This window comes from Streptomyces sp. NPDC048257 (assembly GCF_043201855.1).
Lineage (GTDB): Bacteria > Actinomycetota > Actinomycetes > Streptomycetales > Streptomycetaceae > Streptomyces.
This window is the reverse complement of sequence record NZ_JBICZI010000009.1, coordinates 60,861-83,233: the sequence shown is the minus strand read 5'-3', so window position 1 is coordinate 83,233 and position 22,373 is coordinate 60,861. Positions and strand designations below refer to the sequence as shown.

General features: G+C 73.0%; 20 protein-coding genes. 5 read left to right on the top strand and 15 right to left on the bottom strand.

What is annotated here, in order from left to right:
• The first annotated feature begins 18 nt into the window (after positions 1-18).
• Positions 19-510 carry a carboxymuconolactone decarboxylase family protein gene (locus ACGFZK_RS19695; protein WP_393850146.1) on the top strand — a complete coding sequence of 164 codons (492 nt, stop codon included), beginning with the start codon at positions 19-21 and terminating at the stop codon, positions 508-510.
• A gap of 15 nt (positions 511-525) precedes the next feature.
• Here ACGFZK_RS19695 and ACGFZK_RS19690 read toward each other — a convergent pair whose 3' ends face one another.
• The 5 genes from ACGFZK_RS19690 to ACGFZK_RS19670 all read right to left on the bottom strand — a co-directional run bounded on the left by ACGFZK_RS19690 (position 526) and on the right by ACGFZK_RS19670 (position 5,386).
• On the bottom strand, positions 526-1,314 hold the full coding sequence (locus tag ACGFZK_RS19690; RefSeq protein ID WP_393850145.1) for a hypothetical protein: 789 nt from the start codon (positions 1,312-1,314) through the stop codon (positions 526-528).
• Positions 1,315-1,317: 3 nt separating this feature from the next.
• Entirely contained in the window at positions 1,318-1,731 is a 414-nt protein-coding gene (locus ACGFZK_RS19685; RefSeq protein WP_393850144.1) for a hypothetical protein, read from the bottom strand.
• Positions 1,721-3,436, bottom strand: a complete 1,716-nt coding sequence (locus ACGFZK_RS19680) for a hypothetical protein (RefSeq protein ID WP_393850143.1) — start codon at positions 3,434-3,436, stop codon at positions 1,721-1,723. The genes ACGFZK_RS19685 and ACGFZK_RS19680 overlap by 11 nt, the downstream gene beginning before the upstream one ends.
• Positions 3,437-3,571: 135 nt before the next feature.
• Positions 3,572-4,561, bottom strand: coding sequence for a malate dehydrogenase (locus tag ACGFZK_RS19675; RefSeq protein WP_393850142.1), 990 nt, complete (start codon positions 4,559-4,561; stop codon positions 3,572-3,574).
• 195 nt (positions 4,562-4,756) lie between these two features.
• A complete protein-coding gene (locus ACGFZK_RS19670) occupies positions 4,757-5,386 on the bottom strand; it encodes a short chain dehydrogenase (protein ID WP_393850141.1) in 630 nt (209 codons plus the stop codon).
• Between the two features lie 71 nt (positions 5,387-5,457).
• Here ACGFZK_RS19670 and ACGFZK_RS19665 point away from each other — a divergent pair, with 71 nt between their 5' ends.
• On the top strand, positions 5,458-6,429 hold the full coding sequence (locus ACGFZK_RS19665; protein ID WP_393850140.1) for a LysR family transcriptional regulator: 972 nt from the start codon (positions 5,458-5,460) through the stop codon (positions 6,427-6,429).
• Here the strand turns inward: ACGFZK_RS19665 and ACGFZK_RS19660 are convergent.
• Positions 6,416-6,943 (bottom strand): DUF3017 domain-containing protein, encoded by a 528-nt coding sequence (locus ACGFZK_RS19660; RefSeq protein WP_393850139.1) that lies wholly within the window; start codon positions 6,941-6,943, stop codon positions 6,416-6,418. The genes ACGFZK_RS19665 and ACGFZK_RS19660 overlap by 14 nt on opposite strands.
• Positions 6,933-7,793: a bifunctional methylenetetrahydrofolate dehydrogenase/methenyltetrahydrofolate cyclohydrolase gene (locus ACGFZK_RS19655; protein WP_393850138.1), complete on the bottom strand. Its 861-nt coding sequence runs from the start codon at positions 7,791-7,793 to the stop codon at positions 6,933-6,935. Before ACGFZK_RS19655 ends, ACGFZK_RS19660 begins: the two co-directional genes overlap by 11 nt.
• Positions 7,794-8,037: 244 nt before the next feature.
• On the opposite strand from ACGFZK_RS19655, the gene ACGFZK_RS19650 reads away from it, so the two are divergent.
• Positions 8,038-8,730: a hypothetical protein gene (locus ACGFZK_RS19650; protein ID WP_393850137.1), complete on the top strand. Its 693-nt coding sequence runs from the start codon at positions 8,038-8,040 to the stop codon at positions 8,728-8,730.
• 85 nt (positions 8,731-8,815) lie between these two features.
• Here ACGFZK_RS19650 and purH read toward each other — a convergent pair whose 3' ends face one another.
• On the bottom strand, positions 8,816-10,411 hold the full coding sequence (gene purH / locus ACGFZK_RS19645; RefSeq protein WP_393850136.1) for a bifunctional phosphoribosylaminoimidazolecarboxamide formyltransferase/IMP cyclohydrolase: 1,596 nt from the start codon (positions 10,409-10,411) through the stop codon (positions 8,816-8,818).
• Entirely contained in the window at positions 10,408-11,031 is a 624-nt protein-coding gene (gene purN, locus ACGFZK_RS19640; RefSeq protein WP_393850135.1) for a phosphoribosylglycinamide formyltransferase, read from the bottom strand. The genes purH and purN overlap by 4 nt, the downstream gene beginning before the upstream one ends.
• Before the next feature lie 244 nt (positions 11,032-11,275).
• On the opposite strand from purN, the gene ACGFZK_RS19635 reads away from it, so the two are divergent.
• Complete coding sequence (locus tag ACGFZK_RS19635) at positions 11,276-11,860, top strand: hypothetical protein (protein WP_393850134.1); 585 nt, start codon at positions 11,276-11,278, stop codon at positions 11,858-11,860.
• Between the two features lie 133 nt (positions 11,861-11,993).
• Here ACGFZK_RS19635 and ACGFZK_RS19630 read toward each other — a convergent pair whose 3' ends face one another.
• The gene (locus ACGFZK_RS19630; RefSeq protein WP_393850133.1) at positions 11,994-13,622 is read right to left on the bottom strand and encodes a DUF6350 family protein; all 1,629 of its coding nucleotides are present in this window, start codon (positions 13,620-13,622) and stop codon (positions 11,994-11,996) included.
• A 119-nt stretch (positions 13,623-13,741) separates the two neighbouring features.
• Here ACGFZK_RS19630 and ACGFZK_RS19625 point away from each other — a divergent pair, with 119 nt between their 5' ends.
• Entirely contained in the window at positions 13,742-15,010 is a 1,269-nt protein-coding gene (locus ACGFZK_RS19625; RefSeq protein ID WP_393850132.1) for an RNA polymerase sigma factor, read from the top strand.
• Between the two features lie 187 nt (positions 15,011-15,197).
• On the opposite strand, the gene sucD is transcribed toward ACGFZK_RS19625, so the two are convergent.
• From sucD to ACGFZK_RS19600, 5 genes are all read right to left on the bottom strand, one after another.
• Positions 15,198-16,085, bottom strand: a complete 888-nt coding sequence (gene sucD / locus ACGFZK_RS19620) for a succinate--CoA ligase subunit alpha (RefSeq protein ID WP_030290624.1) — start codon at positions 16,083-16,085, stop codon at positions 15,198-15,200.
• Positions 16,086-16,106: 21 nt separating this feature from the next.
• Positions 16,107-17,285 (bottom strand): ADP-forming succinate--CoA ligase subunit beta, encoded by a 1,179-nt coding sequence (gene sucC, locus ACGFZK_RS19615; RefSeq protein WP_030389142.1) that lies wholly within the window; start codon positions 17,283-17,285, stop codon positions 16,107-16,109.
• Between the two features lie 289 nt (positions 17,286-17,574).
• Complete coding sequence (locus ACGFZK_RS19610; RefSeq protein WP_393850131.1) at positions 17,575-18,768, bottom strand: VWA domain-containing protein; 1,194 nt, start codon at positions 18,766-18,768, stop codon at positions 17,575-17,577.
• A 117-nt stretch (positions 18,769-18,885) separates the two neighbouring features.
• Positions 18,886-21,162, bottom strand: coding sequence for a DUF5682 family protein (locus ACGFZK_RS19605; RefSeq protein WP_393850130.1), 2,277 nt, complete (start codon positions 21,160-21,162; stop codon positions 18,886-18,888).
• A complete protein-coding gene (locus ACGFZK_RS19600) occupies positions 21,159-22,265 on the bottom strand; it encodes an AAA family ATPase (protein ID WP_393850129.1) in 1,107 nt (368 codons plus the stop codon). Before ACGFZK_RS19600 ends, ACGFZK_RS19605 begins: the two co-directional genes overlap by 4 nt.
• Between the last annotated feature and the right edge of the window lie 108 nt (positions 22,266-22,373).

The following is a 22,373-nucleotide window of genomic DNA, read 5'->3' as shown; positions in this document are numbered from 1 at the left end:
CCTCCTAGGGTGGATCACATGACGACCACGCACGAACACGCCCCCGAGCACACCCCGCGCATGCAGCTGGCCAAGGTCGCCCCCGAGGTCTACAAGGCCGTCCTGGCCCTGGAGATCGCCTCGAAGAAGGGCCTGGACCCCTCCCTGGTCGAGCTCGTCAAGATCCGCGCCTCCCAGATCAACCACTGCGCCTTCTGTCTCGACATGCACACCAAGGACGCGATCGCCGCAGGTGAGAGCATCGAGCGCATCGTCCAGCTGGCCGCCTGGGAGGAGTCGCGGCACTTCTACACCGAGAAGGAACTCGCCGCGATCGAGTTCACCGAGGCCGTCACCGTCCTGACGGACGGCTTCGTGCCCGACGAGGTCTACGAGAAGGCCGCCAAGCAGTTCGAGGAGCGCGAGCTGGCCCAGCTGATCGCCGTCATCGCGACGATCAACGTCTGGAACCGCATCGGCGTCACCACCCGCCTGGTGCCGGGCCACTACACCCCGGGCATGTACAACTAAGGGCTGTCCGGCAGGTCAGTCCGGCCGGAACGACTCCACGGCCGCCGTCAGGTTCGCGCGCACCGCCGTGCCGTCGGCGGCCGGACCGGCCGCCAGCAGCGCCCACCGCCCGCCGTCCGGCGCGACGGCGATCCGCTCGATCCCGCGGCGGCGTCCGCCCGACTCCTCGCTGTCGTACTCGTACACGAGCTCGCAGGACGCCCCGGGCACCGGATCGACGGAGACCTCCCGGTAGCCGGAACGGACGCCGAGGGCCTGCGAGGAAATCCGCAGCAGCTCGCACGCCCCGACGCTGTCGGGCTCGGTGACACGGAAGATCTGGACCAGCGCGCTCCGGTCCCCCGGCCGGCGGTAGAAGGAGCCCTGGCCGTCCTCGTCGTGGCTGCGCTCCCAGCCGCTGGGGACGGCGACGGAGAAGCCGGCGTCGTCGCGGACCACCGCGTACGGCGGCGGGGTCGAGGGGGACGTGGACGCGGAGGCCGACGGACTGACCGGTTCCGCGTTCGGACCCGTACCGGACGGCGGATGGGGGGCACCCGAAGCCGACGGGGCTGCGGCGGGTGTCCTCGGCTCCTCGTCGTCCAGTACGAACCACCCCGCCAGGGCGCAGCCGCCCACCACCACGGCCCCGAGGGCCACCAGCAGCGGGACCTTCCCGCGCGGGTCCCTGACCGGGCCGCCGCCCCCACCACCCCCGCTCCCCGGTGGAAACGGTGGCGGCGGCGGCGGGGGTGGGGGTGGCTGGTCCGCCCATTCCCAGCGCTGCGACTGCGGGTTCCAGTGGGCGCCGCCGCCCGTGGCCACCGGTCAGCTCCCCAAGGAGGCGAGCAGGCCGCCGAGGGCGGCGGCCGCGTTCACCGACTCCACCACCGGCGCCCACCGCTGCAGCGCACCCCGCAGCCGGGCGGGCAGGCCGGGCCTGATCTCCCCGGCCTCGTCCAGTTCGCCGGCGACCTGGTCCAGTTCGGCGTCGAGCGCCGCCCGGTCCGCGCTGCGGGGCAGGCGGACCAGGGCGATGCGCAGCTCCCGTACCGCCTCCAGCAGTTCCGCCGCGCCCGGCGCGCCCGCCCCCGTACCGTCGTGGTGGACGGTGGTGTTGGTGACATGGGTGCCGCCGACGCTGAAGGTGCTGCCCTCGATGCGGTGGAAGGTGTTGCCCCGCGCCTCCCCGCCTCCGGCCCCCGCTTCGGCTCCGGTTCCCGCTCCCCCGTCATGCGTCACTGCTGCTCCCCCTGCCCGAGTGGTGGCTCGTCTGGTTGTGGTGTCCGCTGCCGCCCACGCTGAACGCGCTGTGGCTCACGGACTGGATGAACACTCCGCCCTCCGCGACGGTGACCGCCCGCTGCGCGAACTCCTCCGTGTGCCAGCCCGCTTCGTGCAGGGCCAGGGTCACCCCGCCGACGATGCGGTCCTGGATGGTCTTCAGGTACCGGTCCAGGTCCATCAGCTGGAACAGTGACGCGTCCTCCTGCGCCGCGAGCTCGCGTACGGACACGGCCGGTCCGGCCGGGAGCGCGCCGCCGTGGCCCTCCGTGGCGATCTGCCACGGTCCGCGGCTGCCGCCCGACAGGATGGTGTACGCCTTGGAGAGCGAGCGCGGGGCGTGCCGGAGCGCCCAGACCACCTTGGCGAAGGGGTTGTTGCGCAGGTGCCGCCGGGCGATGTCGTCGGCTTCCTGGAACTGCGGCCGTACGGGCAGCAGCACGTGCGGCGCCACCTCCAGCATCAGCATCCCGCCCTGCGTGTGGACGCGTACGAAGACGGTGATGACGAGGTTCTCGTCCCAGCCGCCGACCCGTACGCGCAGGAAGTGGCGGCGGCGCTCCCCGCCCTCCTCCACGGCCCCGGCCCGGTGCGCGTCGAACGCCCGGTCCGAGAGGTCCGGCTCGAACGCGGCCGGCAGCCCGGAGGCCGGCAGGAACACGCACTCCTCGACGACCAGTTCCCGCAGCCGGTCCAGTACGGCCTGCTCGGCCTCCGGCGAGCCGTGCGGCGAGGGGACGCGCAGGGCCTCCAGCCGCGGCCGGATGCGGGCCACGATCCGCTCGTTGTCCAGCGGTTCGGGCGGGACGCCGTCCGTGCGGGGGCGCAACTCGACCGACAGGTGCCAGGGGCGGTAGGCCGCGCCGGCGCCGCAGAACGGATCGTCGACGTGGTAGATGACCAGGCGGCTGTGCTGGGTACGGATGATCCGGTCCCGGGCCCTGGTGAACCGCCTGCCGGAGGCGGGGTCGGCGTTCGGGTCGGCGTACTGCGCCCGGCTGAGCGACGTGCTGATGACGCGGGCGAAGTGACCCCGCTGGAGGCCGACGACCAGGGTCAGCAGGGCGAAGACGAGCAGGGCCGTCCAGGCGTATCCGATCGCGATCCGGTAGCCGAGTTCGGGCAGGTCGAAGAAGAACTCGAGGGGCTCCACCACGAGGGTCCGCCGACTGTCTTCGAGGTACACCGTGGAGTCGTCGAGGCCGCCGACCCCCGTCCTCCCCTCGATCGCGCCGGCCAGCACGCCCAGGCCGACGCCGAGGAGCAGCACGTAGCCGCACCCGCTCAGGAGCAGTTCGAGGAAGCGGCTGCCGCGTCCCGTCCTCGCGCGGCGCCGGGCGATCCGCCCGGCCCCGCTCAGGAGGGCGGCCGGGATCAGCAGGAAGATCAGGAGCGCCTGGGCCAGCAGCAGCCCGAGGCCCCACACGCCCAGGACGGCCGAGGCCCAGGCCGCTTCGGCGCGGCGGGCCTGGAGCGCGTGGGCGAGGACGCGGGCGGCGTCGAAACCGTAGGAGGGCGCCACGAAGCGCTCCTCGTGGACATAGAGCTCCTCGATCACCCGGTCGCGGTAGGCGGAGTCGAGATAGCTGCCGGCGCACAGCAGCCGGCCGGCTTCGCTCAGCGAAGGGTGCACGGGAGTTCTGTCGTCCGCAGTGCCTGTCACCGAATCCCCCTTTCGGTGTGCGGAGGGAAACCATAAGACGGTGATCAGGCGCATGACAGGGGTGATCGCGCCAAAAAGGCCCCGGCGCACTGCGCCGGGGCCTTTCGGAAGAGCGGATCGGGTCGGGTGACCGGATCAGATCAGGCCGAGCTCGCGCACCGCGTCGCGCTCCTCGGACAGCTCCTGGACGGAGGCGTCGATGCGGGTGCGGGAGAACTCGTTGATGTCCAGGCCCTGGACGATCTCGTACTTGCCGTCCTTGCAGGTGACGGGGAAGGAGGAGATCAGACCGGCCGGGACGCCGTAGGAGCCGTCCGACGGGATGCCCATCGAGGTCCAGTCGCCCTCGGCGGTGCCGTTGACCCACGTGTGCACGTGGTCGATGGCGGCGTTGGCGGCCGAGGCGGCCGAGGACGCGCCACGGGCCTCGATGATCGCCGCGCCGCGCTTGGCGACGGTGGGGATGAAGGTGTCGGCCAGCCACAGCTCGTCGTTGACGACCTCGGCGGCGTTCTTGCCGGCGATCTCCGCGTGGAAGATGTCCGGGTACTGGGTCGCCGAGTGGTTGCCCCAGATCGTCAGGCGCTTGATGTCGGAGACGGCGGCACCGGTCTTGGCGGCCAGCTGCGAGATCGCGCGGTTGTGGTCCAGGCGGGTCATCGCGGTGAAGCGCTCGGCCGGTACGTCCGGGGCGGAGGCCTGCGCGATGAGCGCGTTGGTGTTGGCCGGGTTGCCCACGACCAGGACCTTGATGTCGTCCGCGGCGTGCGCGTTGATGGCCTGGCCCTGCGGCTTGAAGATGCCGCCGTTGGCGGCGAGGAGGTCGCCGCGCTCCATGCCCTTGGTACGCGGGCGGGCGCCCACGAGCAGCGCGACGTTCGCACCGTCGAAGCCCTGGTTCGGGTCGTCGAAGATGTCGATGCCGGCGAGCAGCGGGAAGGCGCAGTCGTCGAGCTCCATGGCGGTGCCCTCAGCGGCCTTCATGCCCTGGGGGATCTCCAGAAGACGGAGCTTGACCGGCACGTCCGCGCCGAGCAGGTGACCGGAAGCGATGCGGAAGAGCAGCGCGTAGCCGATCTGGCCGGCGGCGCCGGTGACGGTGACATTCACGGGAGTGCGGGTCATGGCCTTCTCCGTTAGACAGCTGGCGGTGGGGCGTCCCTGCCCCATGTGCTGGAGGACGCCGCTCCCCAGTAAATCTTGACGTGAAGAGACATCCGCGGTCAGGCTATCCGACCCGGGACCGGGCTAATCCCCGGGACCCTGTGGTGCACGGCACACGGAGCCCGGCGTTCGAAGGCGTGACCGGCTCCCGGCCCGCTATTCGACCAGGAAGATCTGGCCCGTGCGGTGCCCCTCGATCGACCTGACGTAGGCGTTCGCCGCGCGGGCGACCGGGACGGCATCGAATCCCGCGAAGGTGTCCCCGTAGGCGTCGAGGGACTCCTCGAAGACGGTGGGACTGACGGCGTTGATGCGCTGGCGGCCGGGCAGTTCGATGGCGGCGGCGCGCACGAAGGCCTCGACGGCGCCGTTGGCCAGGGCGGCCACCGAGCCGGTGAGCAGGGGCTCGCGGGCCAGGATGCCGGTGACCAGCGTGTACGAGGCGTGGGCGGGCAGGTGCGCGATGCCCTGGCGGACCAGCTCGATCTGGCTGACGGCCTTGCCTTCGAGGCCGCCGCGGATGTCGTCCGTGCCCAGCTCGGCGAGCGGGCGCCACGGCACGCTGCCGGCCGCGCTCGCCACCGCGTCGATTTCACCCACCCGCTGCGCCACCTGCTCGTACATGGCGCGGATGGACTCGGGGTCGGTGATGTCGACGGTGACGTCGGCGCCCTTGCGGGAGGCGGTGACGACCTGGTGGCCGCGCTCGCGCAGGGCCGTGTGGACCGCCCGGCCGAGGGTTCCGTGCGCGCCGATCAGGACGACCTTCTTCGTCTTCGCGTTCATGGCACGAGCATCGCCGGGCGCCCATCATGAAGTCCAGCTACCTCGGCTACAGCAATCATTAAGATGAACTCATGCTTGATGTGAAGCGCATGGTCATCCTGCGGGATCTGGCGGAACACACCCGGGTGACCGCCGTCGCCGACCTGCACGGGGTGACCCCCTCGGCCGTCTCCCAGCAACTGCGCGCCCTGGAGGCCGAGGCCGGAGCCGTCCTCGTCGAGCGGGACGGGCGCGGACTGCGGCTCACCCCCGCCGGCGCGGCGCTGGCCGCCGCGTGCGAACCGGTCCTCGCCGCCCTGGAGCGGGCCGAAGGGGCGGTGCGCGCCCTCGACACCGAGCTGAGCGGGGAGCTGGCCATCGGCTGCGCCCCGAGCGCGCTGGCCACGGTGGCCGCCCCGCTCGTCGCCGAGCTGGCCGTACGCCATCCACGGCTGCGCCCGCGCATCGTGCAGGCCGATCCGGAAGAGGCCCTGCCGCAGCTGCGCCGGCGCCGCCTGGACCTGGCGGTGACCTACGCGTACCCGCTGCTCGGCGCCCCGCCCGCGGCCGGGACCACCGCGGTGCCGCTCTTCGAGGACCCGCTGTGCCTGGCGCTGCCGCAGGCCCTGCTCCCCGCCTACGAGCGGGACGGGCTCGCCGCGCTGCGGGAGAGCTGCTGGGTCTCGGCCCCGGCCCCGAGCAGCTGCCGCGAGATGCTGCTGCACGCCTGCCGGAACGCCGGGTTCACCCCGCACATCGCGCACGAGTGCGGGGACCTGCGGTCCGGGCTGTGGCTCGTCGCCACCGGGCAGGCCGTGTCGATCCTGCCGAAGCTGCTGTGCGACGCCCCGCCGCCCGGTGTCGCCGTACGGGAGCTGCCGGGGCCGGGGCGGACGCTGGACGTGCTGGTCCGGGCGGGCACGGAGGCCCGGCCGGCCGTCGCGGCCACCCTGGCGGCTCTCACGGCCCTCACGGCGCCCACGGCGCCCACGGCAGTCGCCGCAGCCGCCGCGCCCGGCGCAGGCACCCGGCGCACCCCGCTCACCCCGCTCACCCCACGGTGAAGCGGACCGCACTCTCCATGAACGGGATCACCAGGAGGGGATGGGGCTGCATCACCAGCGCGAGCAGCGTGATCGCCACCCCCAGCACCCCGTAGGTGATCATGTCGGTGAAGCGGGAGCGGACCGCGAGCATCCCGACCGAGGGCAGCACGCGCCGCAGCACCGAGGCCGCGATCAGGGCCGCACCGATGATCAGGCAGCCGACCCGCGGGTGCCCCAGCGCCGTGAACAGCAGCCCGACCGCGGTCGCGGTGAGCACGCTGAGCATCGGCCACTGACGGGCCGGCGTGGACACGGCCCCGGGGACGGCGCGGCCGCTGCCCTCGGGGCGGGCGGTGTCCCGGGTGACGGACGGGAAGCGGCGGGACCGGGCGGCCTCGGCCGCGGGCGTGCCGGGACCGGCCTGCACGGCGGGCACGACGGGCGTGACGGGTACGACCGGAGCGACGGGGGTGCCGTTCGCCTTGGCCGAGCCGCCGCCCGCCGCGTTCTCCGCGTCCGATTCAGCCCGCACTGGTGGTCCGTTCCGCGGCCTCGACGACATTGACGAGCAGCTGGGCGCGGGTCATCGGGCCGACCCCGCCCGGGTTCGGCGAGATCCACGCGGCCACCTCGGCCACCCCGGGGTGCACATCGCCGACGATCTTCCCGTCGCCGTCGCGGCTGACGCCCACGTCGAGCACGGCCGCGCCCGGCTTCACGTCCTCCGGCTTGACCAGGTGCGGGACACCGGCCGCCGCGACGATGATGTCCGCCTGGCGCAGCAGCCCGGAGAGGTCGCGCGTACCGGTGTGGCAGAGCGTCACGGTGGCGTTCTCGGACTTGCGGGTCAGCAGCAGGCCGATGGAGCGCCCGACGGTGATCCCGCGGCCGAGGACCACGACGTGCGCGCCGTTGATCTCGACGTCGTGGTGGCGCAGCAGTTCGACGATCCCGTACGGGGTGCAGGGCAGCGGGCCCGGCTCGTTCAGGACCAGCCGGCCCAGCGACATGGGGTGCAGGCCGTCGGCGTCCTTCAGCGGGTCCATCAGCTCCAGGACCCGATTGGTATCGATGCCCTTGGGAAGCGGGAGTTGGACGATGTAGCCGGTGCACTCCGGGTCGGCGTTGAGCTCCCGCACGACCGCCTCGATGTCCTCCTGGGAGGCCGTCTCGGGCAGTTCGCGCTGGATGGAGGCGATGCCGACCTCGGCGCAGTCCTTGTGCTTGCCGTTGACGTACCAGCGGCTGCCCGGATCGTCACCGACCAGCAGGGTACCGAGGCCCGGGGTGATGCCCCGGGCCTTCAGGGCCGCCACGCGGGCGGTCAGTTCGGACTTGATCGCGGCGGCGGTGGCCTTGCCATCGAGAATCTGGGCGGTCATGACCCCATCCTCCCGGATGAGGTGGCCCCGGTTCCAGTCAAGGCACTCACTGGGGTGCAGCGTTCATTGCACTTGCACAACAAGTCACTGCCCGTAGCGCAACCAACTGGACAAGCCACCACCCGGCGGACCACGATGAAACGACTGAGTGCCGCGGGCAGTGCCGGGGGGCGGACCGCACCGTGCAGGATTCCTCCGCGCTCGTGCCGTGCGTCCCCGCACTTCCACGGAGGAACACCCCAAGATGAGCTTCGGCGACCCGCACAATCCGTACGGACAGCAGCCGCCCCAGGCCCCGCAGGGCCAGCCCGGATACGGCTACCCGCAGCAGGCACCCCAGGGCGTCCCGCCGCAGGGCGGCTACGCCTACCCGCAGCAGGCCCCGCAGGGGTACCCCGGCGGTCCCGGCGGCTACCCGGGCGGTCCCGGCGGCTATCCCGGCGGTCCGGGCGGGTACCCCGGCGCCCACATGGAGATGCCGGGTGGTGCGAAGGCCGCCCGCGTCATCCTCTTCATCCTGGGCAGCCTGCAGGCACTGTTCGGCCTGTTGATCATCATCGGCGGCGCCGTCTTCGCCTCGGCCCTTTCGGGGTCCTCCAGCTCCTCGGCGGAGGAGGCGGGGGCCGCCGTCGGCATCGGCTTCGTCATCGGCGGCCTCGTCGTGATCGGCCTGGCCCTGTGGCCGTTCCTGACGGCGGCCAAGATGGGCAAGGGCCGCAACGGGGTGCGCGTCTCCGGCATCGTCTACGGCTCGATCCAGACCTTCTTCGCCGTCATCAGCACCCTCGTCAACCTTGCGGCAGTGAGCGCCAGCGAGCACTCGGCCGGGCCCCCCGTCCTCGTCGTGCTGCCCGCCCTGGTCTCCCTCGCCCTCGGCCTCACGATCGTCATCGGCCTCGCGAAGGCCGGCGACTACTTCAAGCGCCCGAGCTACTGACCCCGCTCGTCCCCTGAACCGGCGAAGGCCGCGTCCCGCAGTGCGGGACGCGGCCTTCGCCGTAGGTCGGGGACTGCCGGACGGCTCAGTGGAAGAAGTGCCGGGTCCCGGTGAAGTACATGGTCACGCCGGCCTTCTGCGCGGCCTCGACGACCTGCTCGTCACGGACCGAACCACCCGGCTGGACCACGGCCCTGATGCCCGCGGCCGTCAGGATCTCCAGCCCGTCCGGGAACGGGAAGAACGCGTCGGACGCCGCGTACGAGCCCTGCGCGCGCTCGGCGCCCGCCCGCTCGACGGCGAGCTTCGCCGAGTCCACGCGGTTGACCTGGCCCATGCCGACACCGACCGAGGCGCCGTCCTTGGCGAGCAGGATCGCGTTGGACTTGACGGCCCGGCAGGCCTTCCACGCGAAGGCCAGCTCGGCGAGTTCCGCCGGGGACAGGGCGTCGCCGGTGGCGAGGGTCCAGTTCTTCGGGTCGTCGCCCTCGGCCTGGAAGAGGTCGCTCTGCTGGAGCAGCGCGCCGCCGGAGATCGGCTTGAGGTCGCCCGGCTGGTGCGGGGTGCCGTCCACCTTCAGCACACGGATGTTCTTCTTCCGGGCCAGGACCTCGACCGCGCCGTCCTCGTAGGCGGGGGCGGCGATGACCTCGGTGAAGATCTCCGCGACCTGCTCGGCGAGCGCGACGGTCACCGGACGGTTGACGGCGATGACGCCGCCGAAGGCCGACAGGGGGTCGCAGGCGTGCGCCTTGCGGTGGGCGGCGGCGACGTCCGTGTCGACCGCGATGCCGCACGGGTTGGCGTGCTTGATGATCGCGACGCAGGGCTCTTCGTGGTCGTAGGCGGCGCGGCGCGCGGCCTCGGTGTCCACGTAGTTGTTGAAGGACATCTCCTTGCCGTGCAGCTGCTCCGCGTTGGCGAGCCCGCCCGGCTGCCCGTCCGTGTAGAGGGCGGCGGCCTGGTGCGGGTTCTCGCCGTAGCGCAGGGTCGACTTGCGGTCCCAGGCGCCGGCCAGGAACTCGGGCAGCGCCGCGGCGTCGTCCTCGGGGGCTTCCGGGGCGTACGCGTTCGTGAACCACGAGGCCACGGCCACGTCGTAGGCAGCGGTGTGCTGGAAGGCCTCGGCCGCGAGCCGCTTGCGGGCGGTGAGGTCGAAGCCGCCGCCCTGGGCCGCCGCGATGACGTCGGCGTAGCGGGCCGGGCTGGTGACGACCGCGACGGAGGGGTGGTTCTTGGCGGCGGCGCGGACCATCGACGGGCCGCCGATGTCGATCTGCTCCACGCACTCGTCGGGGGTGGCACCCGACTGGACGGTCGCCAGGAAGGGGTACAGGTTGACGATCACCAGGTCGAAGGGCTCGACGCCCAGCTCGGCGAGCTGGTTGCGGTGGTCCTCCAGGCGCAGGTCGGCGAGGATGCCGGCGTGCACGCGCGGGTGCAGGGTCTTGACCCGGCCGTCCAGGCACTCGGGGAAGCCGGTCAGCTCCTCCACCTTGGTGACGGGCACCCCGGCTGCGGCGATCTTCGAGGCGGTGGAGCCGGTGGAGACGAGCGCGACACCCGCCTCGTGCAGCCCGCGGGCCAGCTCTTCCAGTCCCGTCTTGTCGTAGACACTGACGAGCGCACGCCTGATCGGCCGCTGGGTCGTGGTCGGGTCGTTGCTCTCTACGGCGGTCACTGGATTGTTACCTTTCGTCCCTCAATGCGGTAGCCGTGCCGGGCCAGACGCCCCACGACATCGACGAGCAGCTGGCGCTCGACTTCCTTGATGCGCTCATGGAGAGCGGCTTCGTCGTCCTCGTCCCGGACCTCGACCACACCCTGGGCGATGATCGGACCGGTGTCCACGCCGCCGTCCACGAAGTGGACGGTGCAGCCGGTGACCCTCGCCCCGTAGGCGAGGGCGTCCCGAACGCCGTGCGCACCGGGGAAGGCGGGGAGGAGGGCGGGGTGGGTGTTGATGAACCGGCCGCCGAAGCGGTCGAGGAACACCTTGCCCACGATCTTCATGAATCCGGCGGACACGACGAGGTCCGGCGCGTACGCGTCGGTCGCCTCCGTGAGGGCGACATCCCACTCCGCGCGGCTGGCGTAGCCCTTGACCGGGCAGACGAAGGTGGGGATCCCGGCCTTCTCCGCCCGCTCCAGGCCGGCGATGTTCTCGCGGTCGGCCCCCACGGCGACGACTTCGGCGCCGAAGCCCTCGGATCCGCCGGGGTGGGCGTCGATGGCATCGAGCAGGGCCTGGAGGTTGGTGCCGGAACCGGAGACCAGCACGACCAGGCGGGAGGCGGCCATGGGAGGCCCTTTCTCGCGGAATTGCGGTGTTCGTCTTTGTGTGGTCATACGAAACTCCGGGGTACCGATATATGGGGAACCGTACGAAGCCACCGACCGCCTGCAACGATACCGGTACACCGGACGGCCCCCGAGGGACGGGGGGACGGCCGGACGGTAGCGTCAGGCGTACAGGCCGCAAACTGGCCTCACCTCGCCACGACGTCCTCGCGACGTCCATGACACAGGGGAAGAAACACACCCGATGCCGGACCGCCGTCAGCCCGACTCCCCCACCGACGACAACCCCTTCGCGGCTCCGCCGGAAGACCGGCCCGACGAGCCGTGGCAGCCGCGCAATGGCGGCGGCGGCGGGAACGGCGAGAGTCCGAAGGACTCGGACGGGCAGCGGGGTCCGGCGCGCTGGGACCCGACGGACCCGATCCAGCGCCGCGCCCGCTACGCGCTGCTGGCCGGCATGTGGGGCTTCTTCTTCGGGATCTTCCAGATCCCGTCGGTCGGACTGCTGCTCGGGGCGCTCGCCCTCTACTGGGGGATCAGCGCACTGCGGGGCAAGCCGGCAGCGGCGACCGCCGAGGGCGCGCCCGCCGCACCGGTCGGCCTGGACGCCCTGGGCCCCGCGGCCCGCCCCCAGCGCACCGCGGCCGTGAGCGGTCTGGTCACGGCCTCACTGGCGATCCTGCTGGCGATGAGCTCGTACGCGGTGCAGCTGGCCTACAAGGACTTCTACGTCTGCCGCGACGACGCCCTCACCAAGTCGGCGGAACTCCAGTGCAACACCCTCCTCCCGAACAACGTCGTGGGCGACGTCCTGAAGGTCCGCCAGTAGGCCCCCACCCGGGGGCGCTTGCAGCGCCCCCACCCATCCCGGCCGACGCTGAGGCGCACCCTTCCAGCCCCGCCGGCGTTTGAGGCGCGGGGTCTGGGGCGGAGCCCCAGCAGCGGCGCCGCACCCGAACGGCCTACTCCGGCGGCGGCTTGCGCCGGGCCAGCACCCGCGCCCCAACGACCGGCGGAGCCAACGGCGCTGACACCGGTTCGGCCGCTTCGGCCAACTCAACGGGCCCGACCGGCCCGACCCGCTCGACGGGCTTCGCCGGAAGCAGCCCCGGATCCAGATCCAGCCCGGCCACCACGGTCACCGCCCGCCGCCCCCGGACCACCGGCACCGCAGGCACGGGCTCAGGCACCACCGGAGGCACCGGCGCCGCCGCCACCCGGATCTCCGGAATCAGTGCCCCCGCAGCCTCCCGCATCGCCGCCCACCGAAGCTCCCGCACCCCGCTGTCGTGCCACCGGTCATCCACCGGCTCGTCCCCGTCCAGGGCGGCCGGCCCCATCGCCGGGCGGGTCCGCCACGCGTGCACCGCCACCGCCACCGGCACGGCCAGCACCGCCGTCCAGGCGAAGGCCGCCGCCCCCGTGGCCCACCACACCGGCCCGAACTCGGCCAGCCGCCGCGCGCCCAGCGCCCCCGCCGAGGCCGCCGCCAGCCCGCCCATCGCCAGGCCGCACACCACCGCCCCCAGGGCCGCCGTGAGCGCGGTCTCCCCGTACGAGACCTCGCGCGCCCGGCGTACCGCGAACCAGCCCACCGCCAGCCCGGCGACCACCGGCACCCCGGCGACCAGCCAGGTCAGCGGGGTCCCGGGCCCCGCGGCCGGGAGCGCCGCCAGCAGCGGGAAGCGGGGCAGCCCGGGCGCGCCCGGGAAGCCGAGCGGGGTGGCCGTCACGCCGGTGCCGAGGGCGAAGCCGGGCCCGAGCGCGTAGGCCGCTCCCCAGACCATGGCGTTCGGGATCAGCGTGAGCGCGAGCAACAGGACCGCGAAGCGGCCCGACCACACCCCGGTCAGCGAGAGGAAGGAGGCCTGGACCTCGGCGCCGTGCCACGCGAGCGAGGCACCGACGACCAGCGCGCCACCGCCCAGCAGCACCAGGGCCCCGCCCGCGCCCGCCCGGAGCGCCAGCGCGTAACGGGGGCGCACGATGACCCTCCGTACGCCCCCTGGCACCCAGGACGGCAGCGGCCCGAGCGGACGCCCCCGGGCCGCCCACACCCCGCCGCCGGCGGCGAGCACCGCGACCAGCGGGACGTGCCAGGCCGCGCTGATGGGGTCGGCCGACATGGGGCCGCCCGCGGCGTACAGCGTGACGAGGGCCCCGACGGCGAGGTATCCGCAGAGCACGGCCGAGAACACGGCCCCTGCGGGCAGCACCTCCTCGTCGTCCTCCTCGGCGGCGCTCCCCAGCCGGGCGGCCCGCCGGATGAGCAGCACGGGCAGCGCGACGAGGAGCAGGGGCGTCATGCCGACGGGCGCGGGAAGGCCGGACAGGGTGTCGTACCGCACCAGCTCCGTCCCGTGGGCGAGCAGCCACAGCCCGGCGGCGAGGTGCAGGGCCCCGCCGGGGCCGCTGTCGGGGTAGGGGGAACTGATCCACAGCACGATGACGAGCACGGCGAGGAAGCCGAGCCCGAGTCCGGCCGCCACGGCGCCGCCGACGACGCATGCGGCGGCGGCCGGCGAACGGCGCCGCACGCCGGCTCGCGGGGCCGCCGACAACGGGGTCCCGCGTTCGGTCACTTGGGTCACTCCGCCATGGTGCCAACGACACGCGCTATGGGCGGGTAACAGGCGAATGTCCGTGGTGTCGCTCAATATACGTTTATGTACTTTTTCGCCCAGGGCTGTCGGTTCGCGGGGAGTGTGGCATGACACGAAGCGTCGAGACGACCTCCTCATCGGACTCGGAGCTGAGCCTGCCCGCCCCCAAGGAGCGCCGCAGACTGCGCGAGGCGGCGGAACTGACGCACGATGAGGTCGCGGCGGCGGTGGGCGTCACCGCGGCGACGGTCCGCTCCTGGGAATCGGGCCGCACGGCCCCGCGCGGGCGCAAGCGCGAGGCGTACACGCGGTTCCTTGCCGGCCTCGCGGCCCCGCCGGAGCCTGCCGCCCCCACCGGAGCACCGGCGGAGGCGAAGGCGGCGGAGGCGGCGGAGGAACCCGCCGCGGACCCACCCGCCGCGGACGCGCCGCCCGAGCCCGTCGAGCACCCGGCCGAACACCTCACCGAACACCTCACCGAACACCTCGCCGAACACCCGGCCGAACGGCCCGTCGAACATCCCGTAGAGCACCCCGTAGAGGTCCTCGCACCCGTCCCGGTCCAGGGCCCGGCCGAGGCCTTCGACGCCCTCTACGCCCACGCCGCCCGCGACCTCGCCCGGCAGGCCTACCTGCTCACCGGGCGCCGGTCGCTCGCCCTGGAGGCCGTGGAGAAGGCCTTCACCCAGGCCTGGGACCGGTGGCCCGAGGTGGCCGCCGACCCGGACCCGGTGGGCTGGGTGCGCGCGATCGCGTACGAGTACGCCCTCTCCCCCTGGCACCGGTTCCGGCGCGCCCACCGCCACCCCGACAAGCCCCCTGCCGAGCCGGCCGACCGGATCCTGCTCGACGCCCTGCTCTCGCTGCCCCCCGCCCACCGCCGCACCGTCCTGCTCTACGACGGCGTCGGCCTCGACCTGCCCGACACCGCCGCCGAGACCGAAGCCACCACCCCCACCGCCGGCAACCGGCTCGTGCACGCGCACGCCGACCTCGCCGACCGGATCCCCGAACTGGCCGACGCCCCGCCGCAGAAGCAGTCCGCGCTGCTGCGTGACCTGTTCACCGCGCTGCGTCCGGCCGTCGACCTCGAACCGCGCCCGGCCGTGGCCGTGCGCGGCGGCGGCGAGCGGCGCACCCGGCTGTGGACCCGGGCGACCCTCAGCCTGACGGCGATGATCGCGGTCTCGACCGCCTACACGGTCATGACCGCGCCCACCCACTACGAGCCCCCGCTGGCGCCCGGCGAGAGCGTCTCCGGGGTGCCGCCGCTCGCCGGCCCCCAGCAGCTGACCGAGCGGAGCAGACAGCTCCACGACAAGCTGCTGGCCGACCCGGAGGCCGGACCGGCGCGGATCGCCCCGAAGGTCGAATGAGGGCGCACGAGAAACGGGCGTGGGGGGGGGCCCCCCCGGGGGGGGGGGGGGCGCCGGCCGCCCCCCCCCCCCCCCCCCGGGGCCGCGGCGGGGGCCCCCCCCCCCGGGGGGGGCCCCCCCCCCCGGGGGGGGGGGCCCCACGCCCGTGCCACAGCTGCGCCCGTACGTGGATCCGTACGGCGACCGCTTACTTGGCGTTCAGGATCTCGCGCGCCAGCTTGGCGGTCTCGGTCGGCGTCTTGCCGACCTTGACGCCGGCGGCCTCGAGGGCCTCCTTCTTGGCCTGCGCGGTGCCGGAGGAGCCGGAGACGATGGCGCCGGCGTGGCCCATGGTCTTGCCCTCGGGGGCGGTGAAGCCCGCGACGTAGCCGACGACCGGCTTGGTGACGTTCTTCGCGATGAAGTCCGCCGCACGCTCCTCGGCGTCGCCGCCGATCTCACCGATCATGACGATCAGCTCGGTCTCCGGGTCGGCCTCGAAGGCCTCCAGAGCGTCGATGTGCGTGGTGCCGATGACCGGGTCGCCACCGATGCCGACGGCGGAGGTGAAGCCGATGTCACGGAGCTCGTACATCATCTGGTAGGTCAGCGTGCCCGACTTGGACACGAGACCGATCTTGCCGGGCTTGGTGATGTCGCCCGGGATGATGCCGGCGTTGGACTGGCCGGGGGTGATCAGACCCGGGCAGTTCGGGCCGATGATCCGGGTCTTGTTGCCCTTGGCGGTCGCGTACGCCCAGAAGGCGGCGGAGTCGTGCACCGCGATGCCCTCGGTGATGACGACGGCCAGCGGGATCTCGGCGTCGATCGCCTCGACCACGGCGGCCTTGGCGAAGGCCGGCGGGACGAAGAGCACGGAGACGTTGGCGCCCGTCTTCTCCATCGCCTCGGCGACGGAGCCGAAGACCGGGACCTCGGTGCCGTCGAAGTCGACGGTGGTGCCGGCCTTGCGCGGGTTCACGCCGCCGACGATGTTGGTGCCGTCAGCCAGCATCAGCTTGGTGTGCTTCATGCCCGTGGCACCGGTCATGCCCTGGACGATGACCTTGCTGTCCTTGTTGAGGAAGATAGCCATGTGAGTCTGTGACCTCTGCCCTTACTTCGCAGCCGCGAGCTCGGCGGCCTTGTCGGCCGCGCCGTCCATGGTGTCCACGCGCTGGACCAGCGGGTGGTTGGCGTCCGAGAGGATCTTGCGACCCAGCTCGGCGTTGTTGCCGTCGAGACGGACGACGAGCGGCTTGGTGACCGCCTCGCCCTTGTCCGCGAGCAGCTGCAGCGCCTGGACGATGCCGTTGGCGACCTCGTCGCACGCGGTGATGCCGCCGAAGACGTTGACGAAGACGGACTTGACGTCCGGGTCGCCGAGGATGATCTCGAGACCGTTGGCCATGACGGCGGCGGAGGCGCCACCGCCGATGTCCAGGAAGTTGGCGGGCTTGACGCCACCGTGGTTCTCACCGGCGTAGGCGACGACGTCGAGGGTGCTCATGACGAGACCCGCGCCGTTGCCGATGATGCCGACCTCACCGTCGAGCTTGACGTAGTTGAGGTTCTTCGCCTTGGCGGCGGCCTCGAGCGGGTTCGCGGCCGCGTGGTCGACGAACTCCTCGTGACCCGGCTGGCGGAACTCGGCGTTCTCGTCGAGCGAGACCTTGCCGTCGAGCGCGATGACGTCGCCGTTGGCGACCTTCGCGAGCGGGTTGACCTCGACGAGGAGCGCGTCCTCGGCGATGAAGGTCGCCCACAGGGTCACGAGGACCTCGGCGACCTTCTCGGCGACCTCGGCCGGGAACTGCGCCAGGGCGACGATCTCGCGGGCCTTCTCGATGGTCACGCCCTCGTTGGCGTTCACCGGGACCTTCGCGAGCTTCTCCGGGGTCTCCTCGGCGACCTGCTCGATGTCCATGCCGCCCGCGACGGACGCCATGGCGAGGAAGGTGCGGTTGGTCCGGTCGAGGAGGTACGAGACGTAGTACTCCTCAAGGATCTCCGGAGCCGTCTCGGCGATCATCACCTTGTGGACCGTGTGGCCCTTGATGTCCATGCCGAGGATGTCCGTCGCCCGGGCGACGGCCTCGTCCGGGGTGGCGGCCAGCTTCACGCCACCGGCCTTGCCGCGGCCGCCGACCTTCACCTGCGCCTTGACGACCGACTTGCCGCCCAGCCGCTCGGTGGCCTCGCGAGCCGCCTCAGGCGTGTCGATGACTTCACCGGCCAGCACCGGTACACCGTGCTTGGCGAAGAGGTCCCTCGCCTGGTACTCGAACAGGTCCACGCGCGTCCGTCCCTTGTCTTCAAAGATTCGCAGTGATTCGCGGTTTTCTGCTATCTGCGTGGGCGTGCCGCGGAGGGCAACGTGACGGCGCTGTCACAAGGAAGGCGCACACGGTGACCGTGGACGCGGCATGTCCGTCCCGCAGGTTATCCCCGAGGGACGTGGGACCCTAAATCGCAGATCACACCTGAGCGGTGATACCTGTCACAGATCGCCTCACGCTTGAACTGGAAGTTCGTGTGATTCACCGATTCACAGGACGGGCGGGGAGAAGGCCGGACCGGGGCACTCAGGGCATCGGCAGGGGGCGCTTCTCCAGCGCCGCGGCCATCACCTCCGGGAACAGGTCGGGGGTGCAGGCGAAGGCCGGCGCCCCAAGCGCCGCAAGGGCTGCAGCGTGCTCGCGGTCGTAGGCCGGGGCGCCCTCGTCGGACAGGGCCAGCAGGGTCACGAACTCGACGCCCGCCGCCTTCATCGCGGCGACCCGCTTGAGCATCTCGTTGCGGATTCCGCCCTCGTAGAGATCACTGATCAGCACGACGACGGTGTCGGCGGGCCGGGTGATCTTCGACTGGCAGTAGGCGAGGGCGCGGTTGATATCGGTGCCGCCGCCCAATTGGGTGCCGAAGAGGACGTCGACCGGGTCGTCGAGCTGGTCGGTCAGGTCGACGATCGCGGTGTCGAACACGACCAGACGGGTGGCGATCGAACGCATGGAGGCGAGGACCGCGCCGAAGACCGAGGCGTAGACGACCGAGGCCGCCATCGATCCCGACTGGTCGATGCAGAGGATCACCTCCTTCTTCACCGATTGCGCCGCCCGGCCGTATCCGATCAGCCGCTCGGGGACGACGGTGCGGTACTCGGGCAGGTAGTTCTTGAGATTGGCCCGGATGGTGCGGTCCCAGTCGATGTCGTGGTGGCGGGGGCGGCTGATCCGGGCGGAGCGGTCGAGGGCGCCGGTGAGCGTGGCCCGGGTGCGGGTCGCGAGCCGCTTCTCCAGCTGCTCCACCACCTTGCGGACCACGGCCCGCGCCGTCTCCTTCGTCGTCTCGGGCATCGCCTTGTTCAGCGAGAGCAGGGTGCCGACCAGATGCACGTCGGGTTCGACGGCCTCCAGCATCTCCGGCTCCAGCAGCAGGGTGGACAGGCCGAGCCGCTCGATCGCGTCGCGCTGCATGACCTGGACCACCGAGCTCGGGAAGTACGTACGGATGTCCCCGAGCCAGCGGGCCACATTCGGCGCGGAGCCGCCGAGCCCGGCCGACCGCGCCCCCGAGGTCCGGCGGGACCCGGCCTCGCCGCCCCCGCCGTACAGCGCGCCGAGCGCGGCGTCCATCGCCGCGTCCCGCCCGGTCAGCGCGCACCCGGTGCCGTCGGCCTCTCCCCCGCCGAGCACCATCCGCCACCGCCGCAACCGCTCGGCTCCGGCCGCGCCCCTGTCCGTACCGCTCATCCGTCCGTCCCCCTCCACTCGTCGCATCCGCTCTTCCAGCCCTCTTCCAGTCCTCTTGCAGCCCCTCCGGCGATTGAGGCGCGGGGGTCCGGGGGCAGCGCCCCCGGCAACCGCGCCGCCCCCTTGGCGGGCACGGGCAGCCCTTCAGGCCGGCGCGAGCAACATCCGCACCAGCCCCACCACCGCGTCCGCCCGGACCGGGTCCAGCTCCGGGGCGAAGCCCTCGGGCGCCGAGGACGCCGGGGTCGCGGCTGCGGGAACGCCGGGGCCGCGCCGGACCAGCTCGCCCAGGGTCCGCTTCACGCCCGGCTCGTACGCCCCGAACGTCCGCCGCAGCAGCGGGAGCACGTCGGTGAAGGCGCGCTCCGGCACCCCGACCAGCCAGGTGTCGATCAGGCCCAGCAGCCGGTCGTCGTGGACCAGCAGCGTGCCCCCGCCCGAACTCCCGCCCGCGAAGCCCTCGATCCAGCCCGCCGCGTCGGCCGGGGACGAGGCCGGGGACAGGGCGAGCCCCATCAGTCGGGCCGTCTCCGCGGCCGGCAGCCGGCCGTCGTCCAGGAGCAGCCTGGCCGCCCGGCCGCGGAGCAGGCCCGGGACGGTGTCCCGGCCGGCCAGCGTCGTGAGCACCGCGGACCAGCGATCCCGCAGCCCTTCGTCCGCGTCCGCCAGCAGGCCGACGGCCCCGTGCACCCCGTCCACGTGCGCGCGCATCTCCGCCGCCGCGTCGGCGTCCAGTCCGGCCGTGCAGGCCGACGGCAGCGCCACGCATATCCGCTCGGCGAGCCCGGCCGCCACGACGGCGAGCGCCGTCGCGTCGGTGCCGCGCACGTCCCCGTACCGCAGCGAACGGGCCAGGGCCGGCAGGGCCTTGGCGAGCCGCGCCACGTCGCTGTCCAGCGCGGCGCGGTCCGCGAGGGCGCGCAGTACGGCGGGCAGCGCCTGCGCGAGCCCGGCCAGCAGGCACTGCTCGGCCAGAGCCGTCACCTCGCCGAGCTCCTCGGCTCCGGCGGCGTCCGCCTCGGCCTTGGCGGTGGCCGCCCCGAGGACGGTGGTGCCCCATATCCCGGCCTCGGCGATCCGCACGGACAGCTCCGGCTCCCAGCGGAGCCGCCAGGTCTCCCGAAAGGTTCCGGTGCCGGACCTGGAGGCGGCGGGCAGGCCCCACCCGATGCCGAGCAGCCGCAGCCGGTGCAGCAGCAGGGACTTCGCCGTATCGGTGTCCTTGCGCAGGTCCAGCTCCAGCTCGCGCTCCTGTGCCTCGGCCTTGAGCCGCAGCGTGCGCTGCTGCCGGGTCAGGTCCCGCTGGAGGGGTACGACGGGGGCCCCGTCCGGGACCTCGCCGAGCACGTCGCCGACGACGAGCCGGTCCTCGATCAGTGCGAGCGGTATGTCGGAGCCGTCGCACATCACCGCCCGGACCGCCTCCAGGGTCTCCGTCAGGCCGGGCAGCGGCCTTCCGCGCATCGCGGCCAGGATGTCGGCCAGCCGGACCGCCTCGATGACGTGCGCCGAGGAGACCTGCCGGTCCTCCTCGCGCAGCAGGCCGGCGACCTTGGTCAGCCAGCGCTCGACGGGCCGGTCCCGGGCGGTGAACAGGTGGGCGTACCAGCCGGGCGAGGTGATCCCCGCGCCGTACCCGCCGGCCCGGGCGAGCCTGCGGTGCGTCCAGGGCACCCAGGTGGTCTCGACCTTGATCTTGGGCAGGCCGCTCAGCAGTGCCCTGTCGGCGGCCACGGTGGTCCTGGCCTTCAGCGCCGGGACGTGCCAGGCCCCGCACACCACGGCGTAGGCATCGCCGAACTCCCGGCGGGCGGCCCGCATCCGCTGCCGCATGTACGCCTCGCGCACCAGGTCGCGGTGGTGGCCGCCGTCGCCGTACGCCTCGCGCAGGGCGCCCATGGCCTCCCCGAGCGCCTCGAAGGCGCCGAGCACGTCCTCCCGTACGCCTGTGGCGCCGCGGTGCTCGACGACGTCCTCCCACCAGCGCTCGGGGTCGTCGTATCCGGCGGTCTCGGCCAGCACGGCGAGGGGGTCCAGCCGGACGGCGTCGGACTCGCCCCCCTCCTGACGGTCCCCGTCGGCCGCGAGCGAGTGAGCCGCCGGGAGGTCGATGAACCGGACCGGGACGTCGTGCTGCTGGGCCCAGCGGACGGCCACCCATTCGGGCGAGAACCCGGCCAGCGGCCAGAACGCCGCCCGGCCCGGATCGTCCGCCGCGTGCGCGAGGAGCGCGACGGGCGGCCGCATCCCCTCCTCGGCGGCGAGCGGCAGCAGCGCGTCCCCTTCGGGCGGTCCCTCGATCAGCACGGCCTCGGGCCGGGCCTGCTCCAGGGCCGCCCGGACGGCTCGGGCCGAGCCGGGCCCGTGGTGCCGTACGCCCAGCAGCAGCGGTCCCCCGGCCCGCGCGGCGGCGGGGCTCATACGGTCACCTCCCGGCAGGCCCGGTAGAAGTCCTTCCAGCCGTCGCGCTCGCGGACCACGGCCTCCAGGTACTCCTGCCAGACCACCTTGTCGGCCGCCGGGTCGCGGACCACGGCGCCGAGGATCCCGGCGGCCACGTCGGAGGGGCGCAGGACCCCGTCCCCGAAGTGGGCGGCCAGGGCCAGGCCGCCGGTGACGACGGAGATGGCCTCGGCGGTGGACAGCGTGCCGCTGGGCGACTTCACCTTCGTCCGGCCGTCGCCGGTGACGCCGTCGCGCAGCTCGCGGAAGACGGTGACGACGCGGCGGATCTCCTCGAGGCCTTCGGGCGCGGCCGGCAGGTCGAGGGCGCGGCCCATCTGGTCGACGCGGCGGGCGACGATGTCGACCTCGGCGTCGGCGGTGGCGGGCAGCGGGAGCACCACGGTGTTGAAGCGGCGGCGCAGCGCGCTGGAGAGCTCGTTGACCCCGCGGTCGCGGTCGTTGGCGGTGGCGATGAGGTTGAAGCCGCGGACGGCCTGCACCTCATCGCCGAGTTCCGGTATCGGGAGGGTCTTCTCGGACAGGACGGTGATGAGGGTGTCCTGGACGTCGGCGGGGATGCGGGTGAGCTCCTCGACGCGGGCGGTCATGCCGTCGGCCATGGCCCGCATGACGGGGCTGGGGACGAGCGCCTCGCGGCTGGGGCCGTGGGCGAGCAGCCGGGCGTAGTTCCAGCCGTACCGGATGGCTTCCTCGGGGGTGCCGGCGGTGCCCTGGACGAGGAGGGTGGAGTCTCCGCTGACGGCGGCGGCGAGGTGTTCGGACACCCATGTCTTGGCGGTGCCGGGGACGCCCAGCAGGAGCAGGGCGCGGTCGGTGGCCAGGGTGGTGACGGCGACTTCGACGATGCGGCGCGGCCCCACGTACTTGGGTGTGATCAGCGTGCCGTCGTCGAGCGTGCCGCCGAGCAGGTACGTGGCGACGGCCCACGGGGAGAGTTTCCAGCGGGTCGGGCGCGGCCGGTCGTCGGCTGCCGCCAGGGCTTTCAGTTCGTGTGCGAAGGCGTCTTCGGCGTGCGGTCGCAGAGCCTCTGCCGGCTGGTCGTTCCCGTGCGTGGTCATGGTCCCCCTCCAATGCTCGGCAGCCGCTTCCGACTGCTGCACCCAAGGTGCACCACGCCACTGACAACGGACCTTGCTCATCGCGTTGTTGCAGGTCAGGGCGATTGT

Coding starts and splice junctions, on each gene's coding strand:
- ACGFZK_RS19655 (WP_393850138.1), bottom strand. CDS start 7,793: ATGACCGCCCAGATTCTCGATGGCAAGGCCACCGCCGCCGCGATCAAG.
- purN (WP_393850135.1), bottom strand. CDS start 11,031: ATGGCCGCCTCCCGCCTGGTCGTGCTGGTCTCCGGTTCCGGCACCAAC.
- ACGFZK_RS19675 (WP_393850142.1), bottom strand. CDS start 4,561: ATGACCCGCACTCCCGTGAATGTCACCGTCACCGGCGCCGCCGGCCAG.
- sucD (WP_030290624.1), bottom strand. CDS start 16,085: ATGGCTATCTTCCTCAACAAGGACAGCAAGGTCATCGTCCAGGGCATG.
- ACGFZK_RS19665 (WP_393850140.1), top strand. CDS start 5,458: ATGCTTGATGTGAAGCGCATGGTCATCCTGCGGGATCTGGCGGAACAC.
- ACGFZK_RS19650 (WP_393850137.1), top strand. CDS start 8,038: ATGAGCTTCGGCGACCCGCACAATCCGTACGGACAGCAGCCGCCCCAG.
- ACGFZK_RS19670 (WP_393850141.1), bottom strand. CDS start 5,386: ATGAACGCGAAGACGAAGAAGGTCGTCCTGATCGGCGCGCACGGAACC.
- ACGFZK_RS19625 (WP_393850132.1), top strand. CDS start 13,742: ATGACACGAAGCGTCGAGACGACCTCCTCATCGGACTCGGAGCTGAGC.
- ACGFZK_RS19605 (WP_393850130.1), bottom strand. CDS start 21,162: ATGAGCCCCGCCGCCGCGCGGGCCGGGGGACCGCTGCTGCTGGGCGTA.
- ACGFZK_RS19695 (WP_393850146.1), top strand. CDS start 19: ATGACGACCACGCACGAACACGCCCCCGAGCACACCCCGCGCATGCAG.
- ACGFZK_RS19610 (WP_393850131.1), bottom strand. CDS start 18,768: ATGCGACGAGTGGAGGGGGACGGACGGATGAGCGGTACGGACAGGGGC.
- ACGFZK_RS19600 (WP_393850129.1), bottom strand. CDS start 22,265: ATGACCACGCACGGGAACGACCAGCCGGCAGAGGCTCTGCGACCGCAC.
- ACGFZK_RS19635 (WP_393850134.1), top strand. CDS start 11,276: ATGCCGGACCGCCGTCAGCCCGACTCCCCCACCGACGACAACCCCTTC.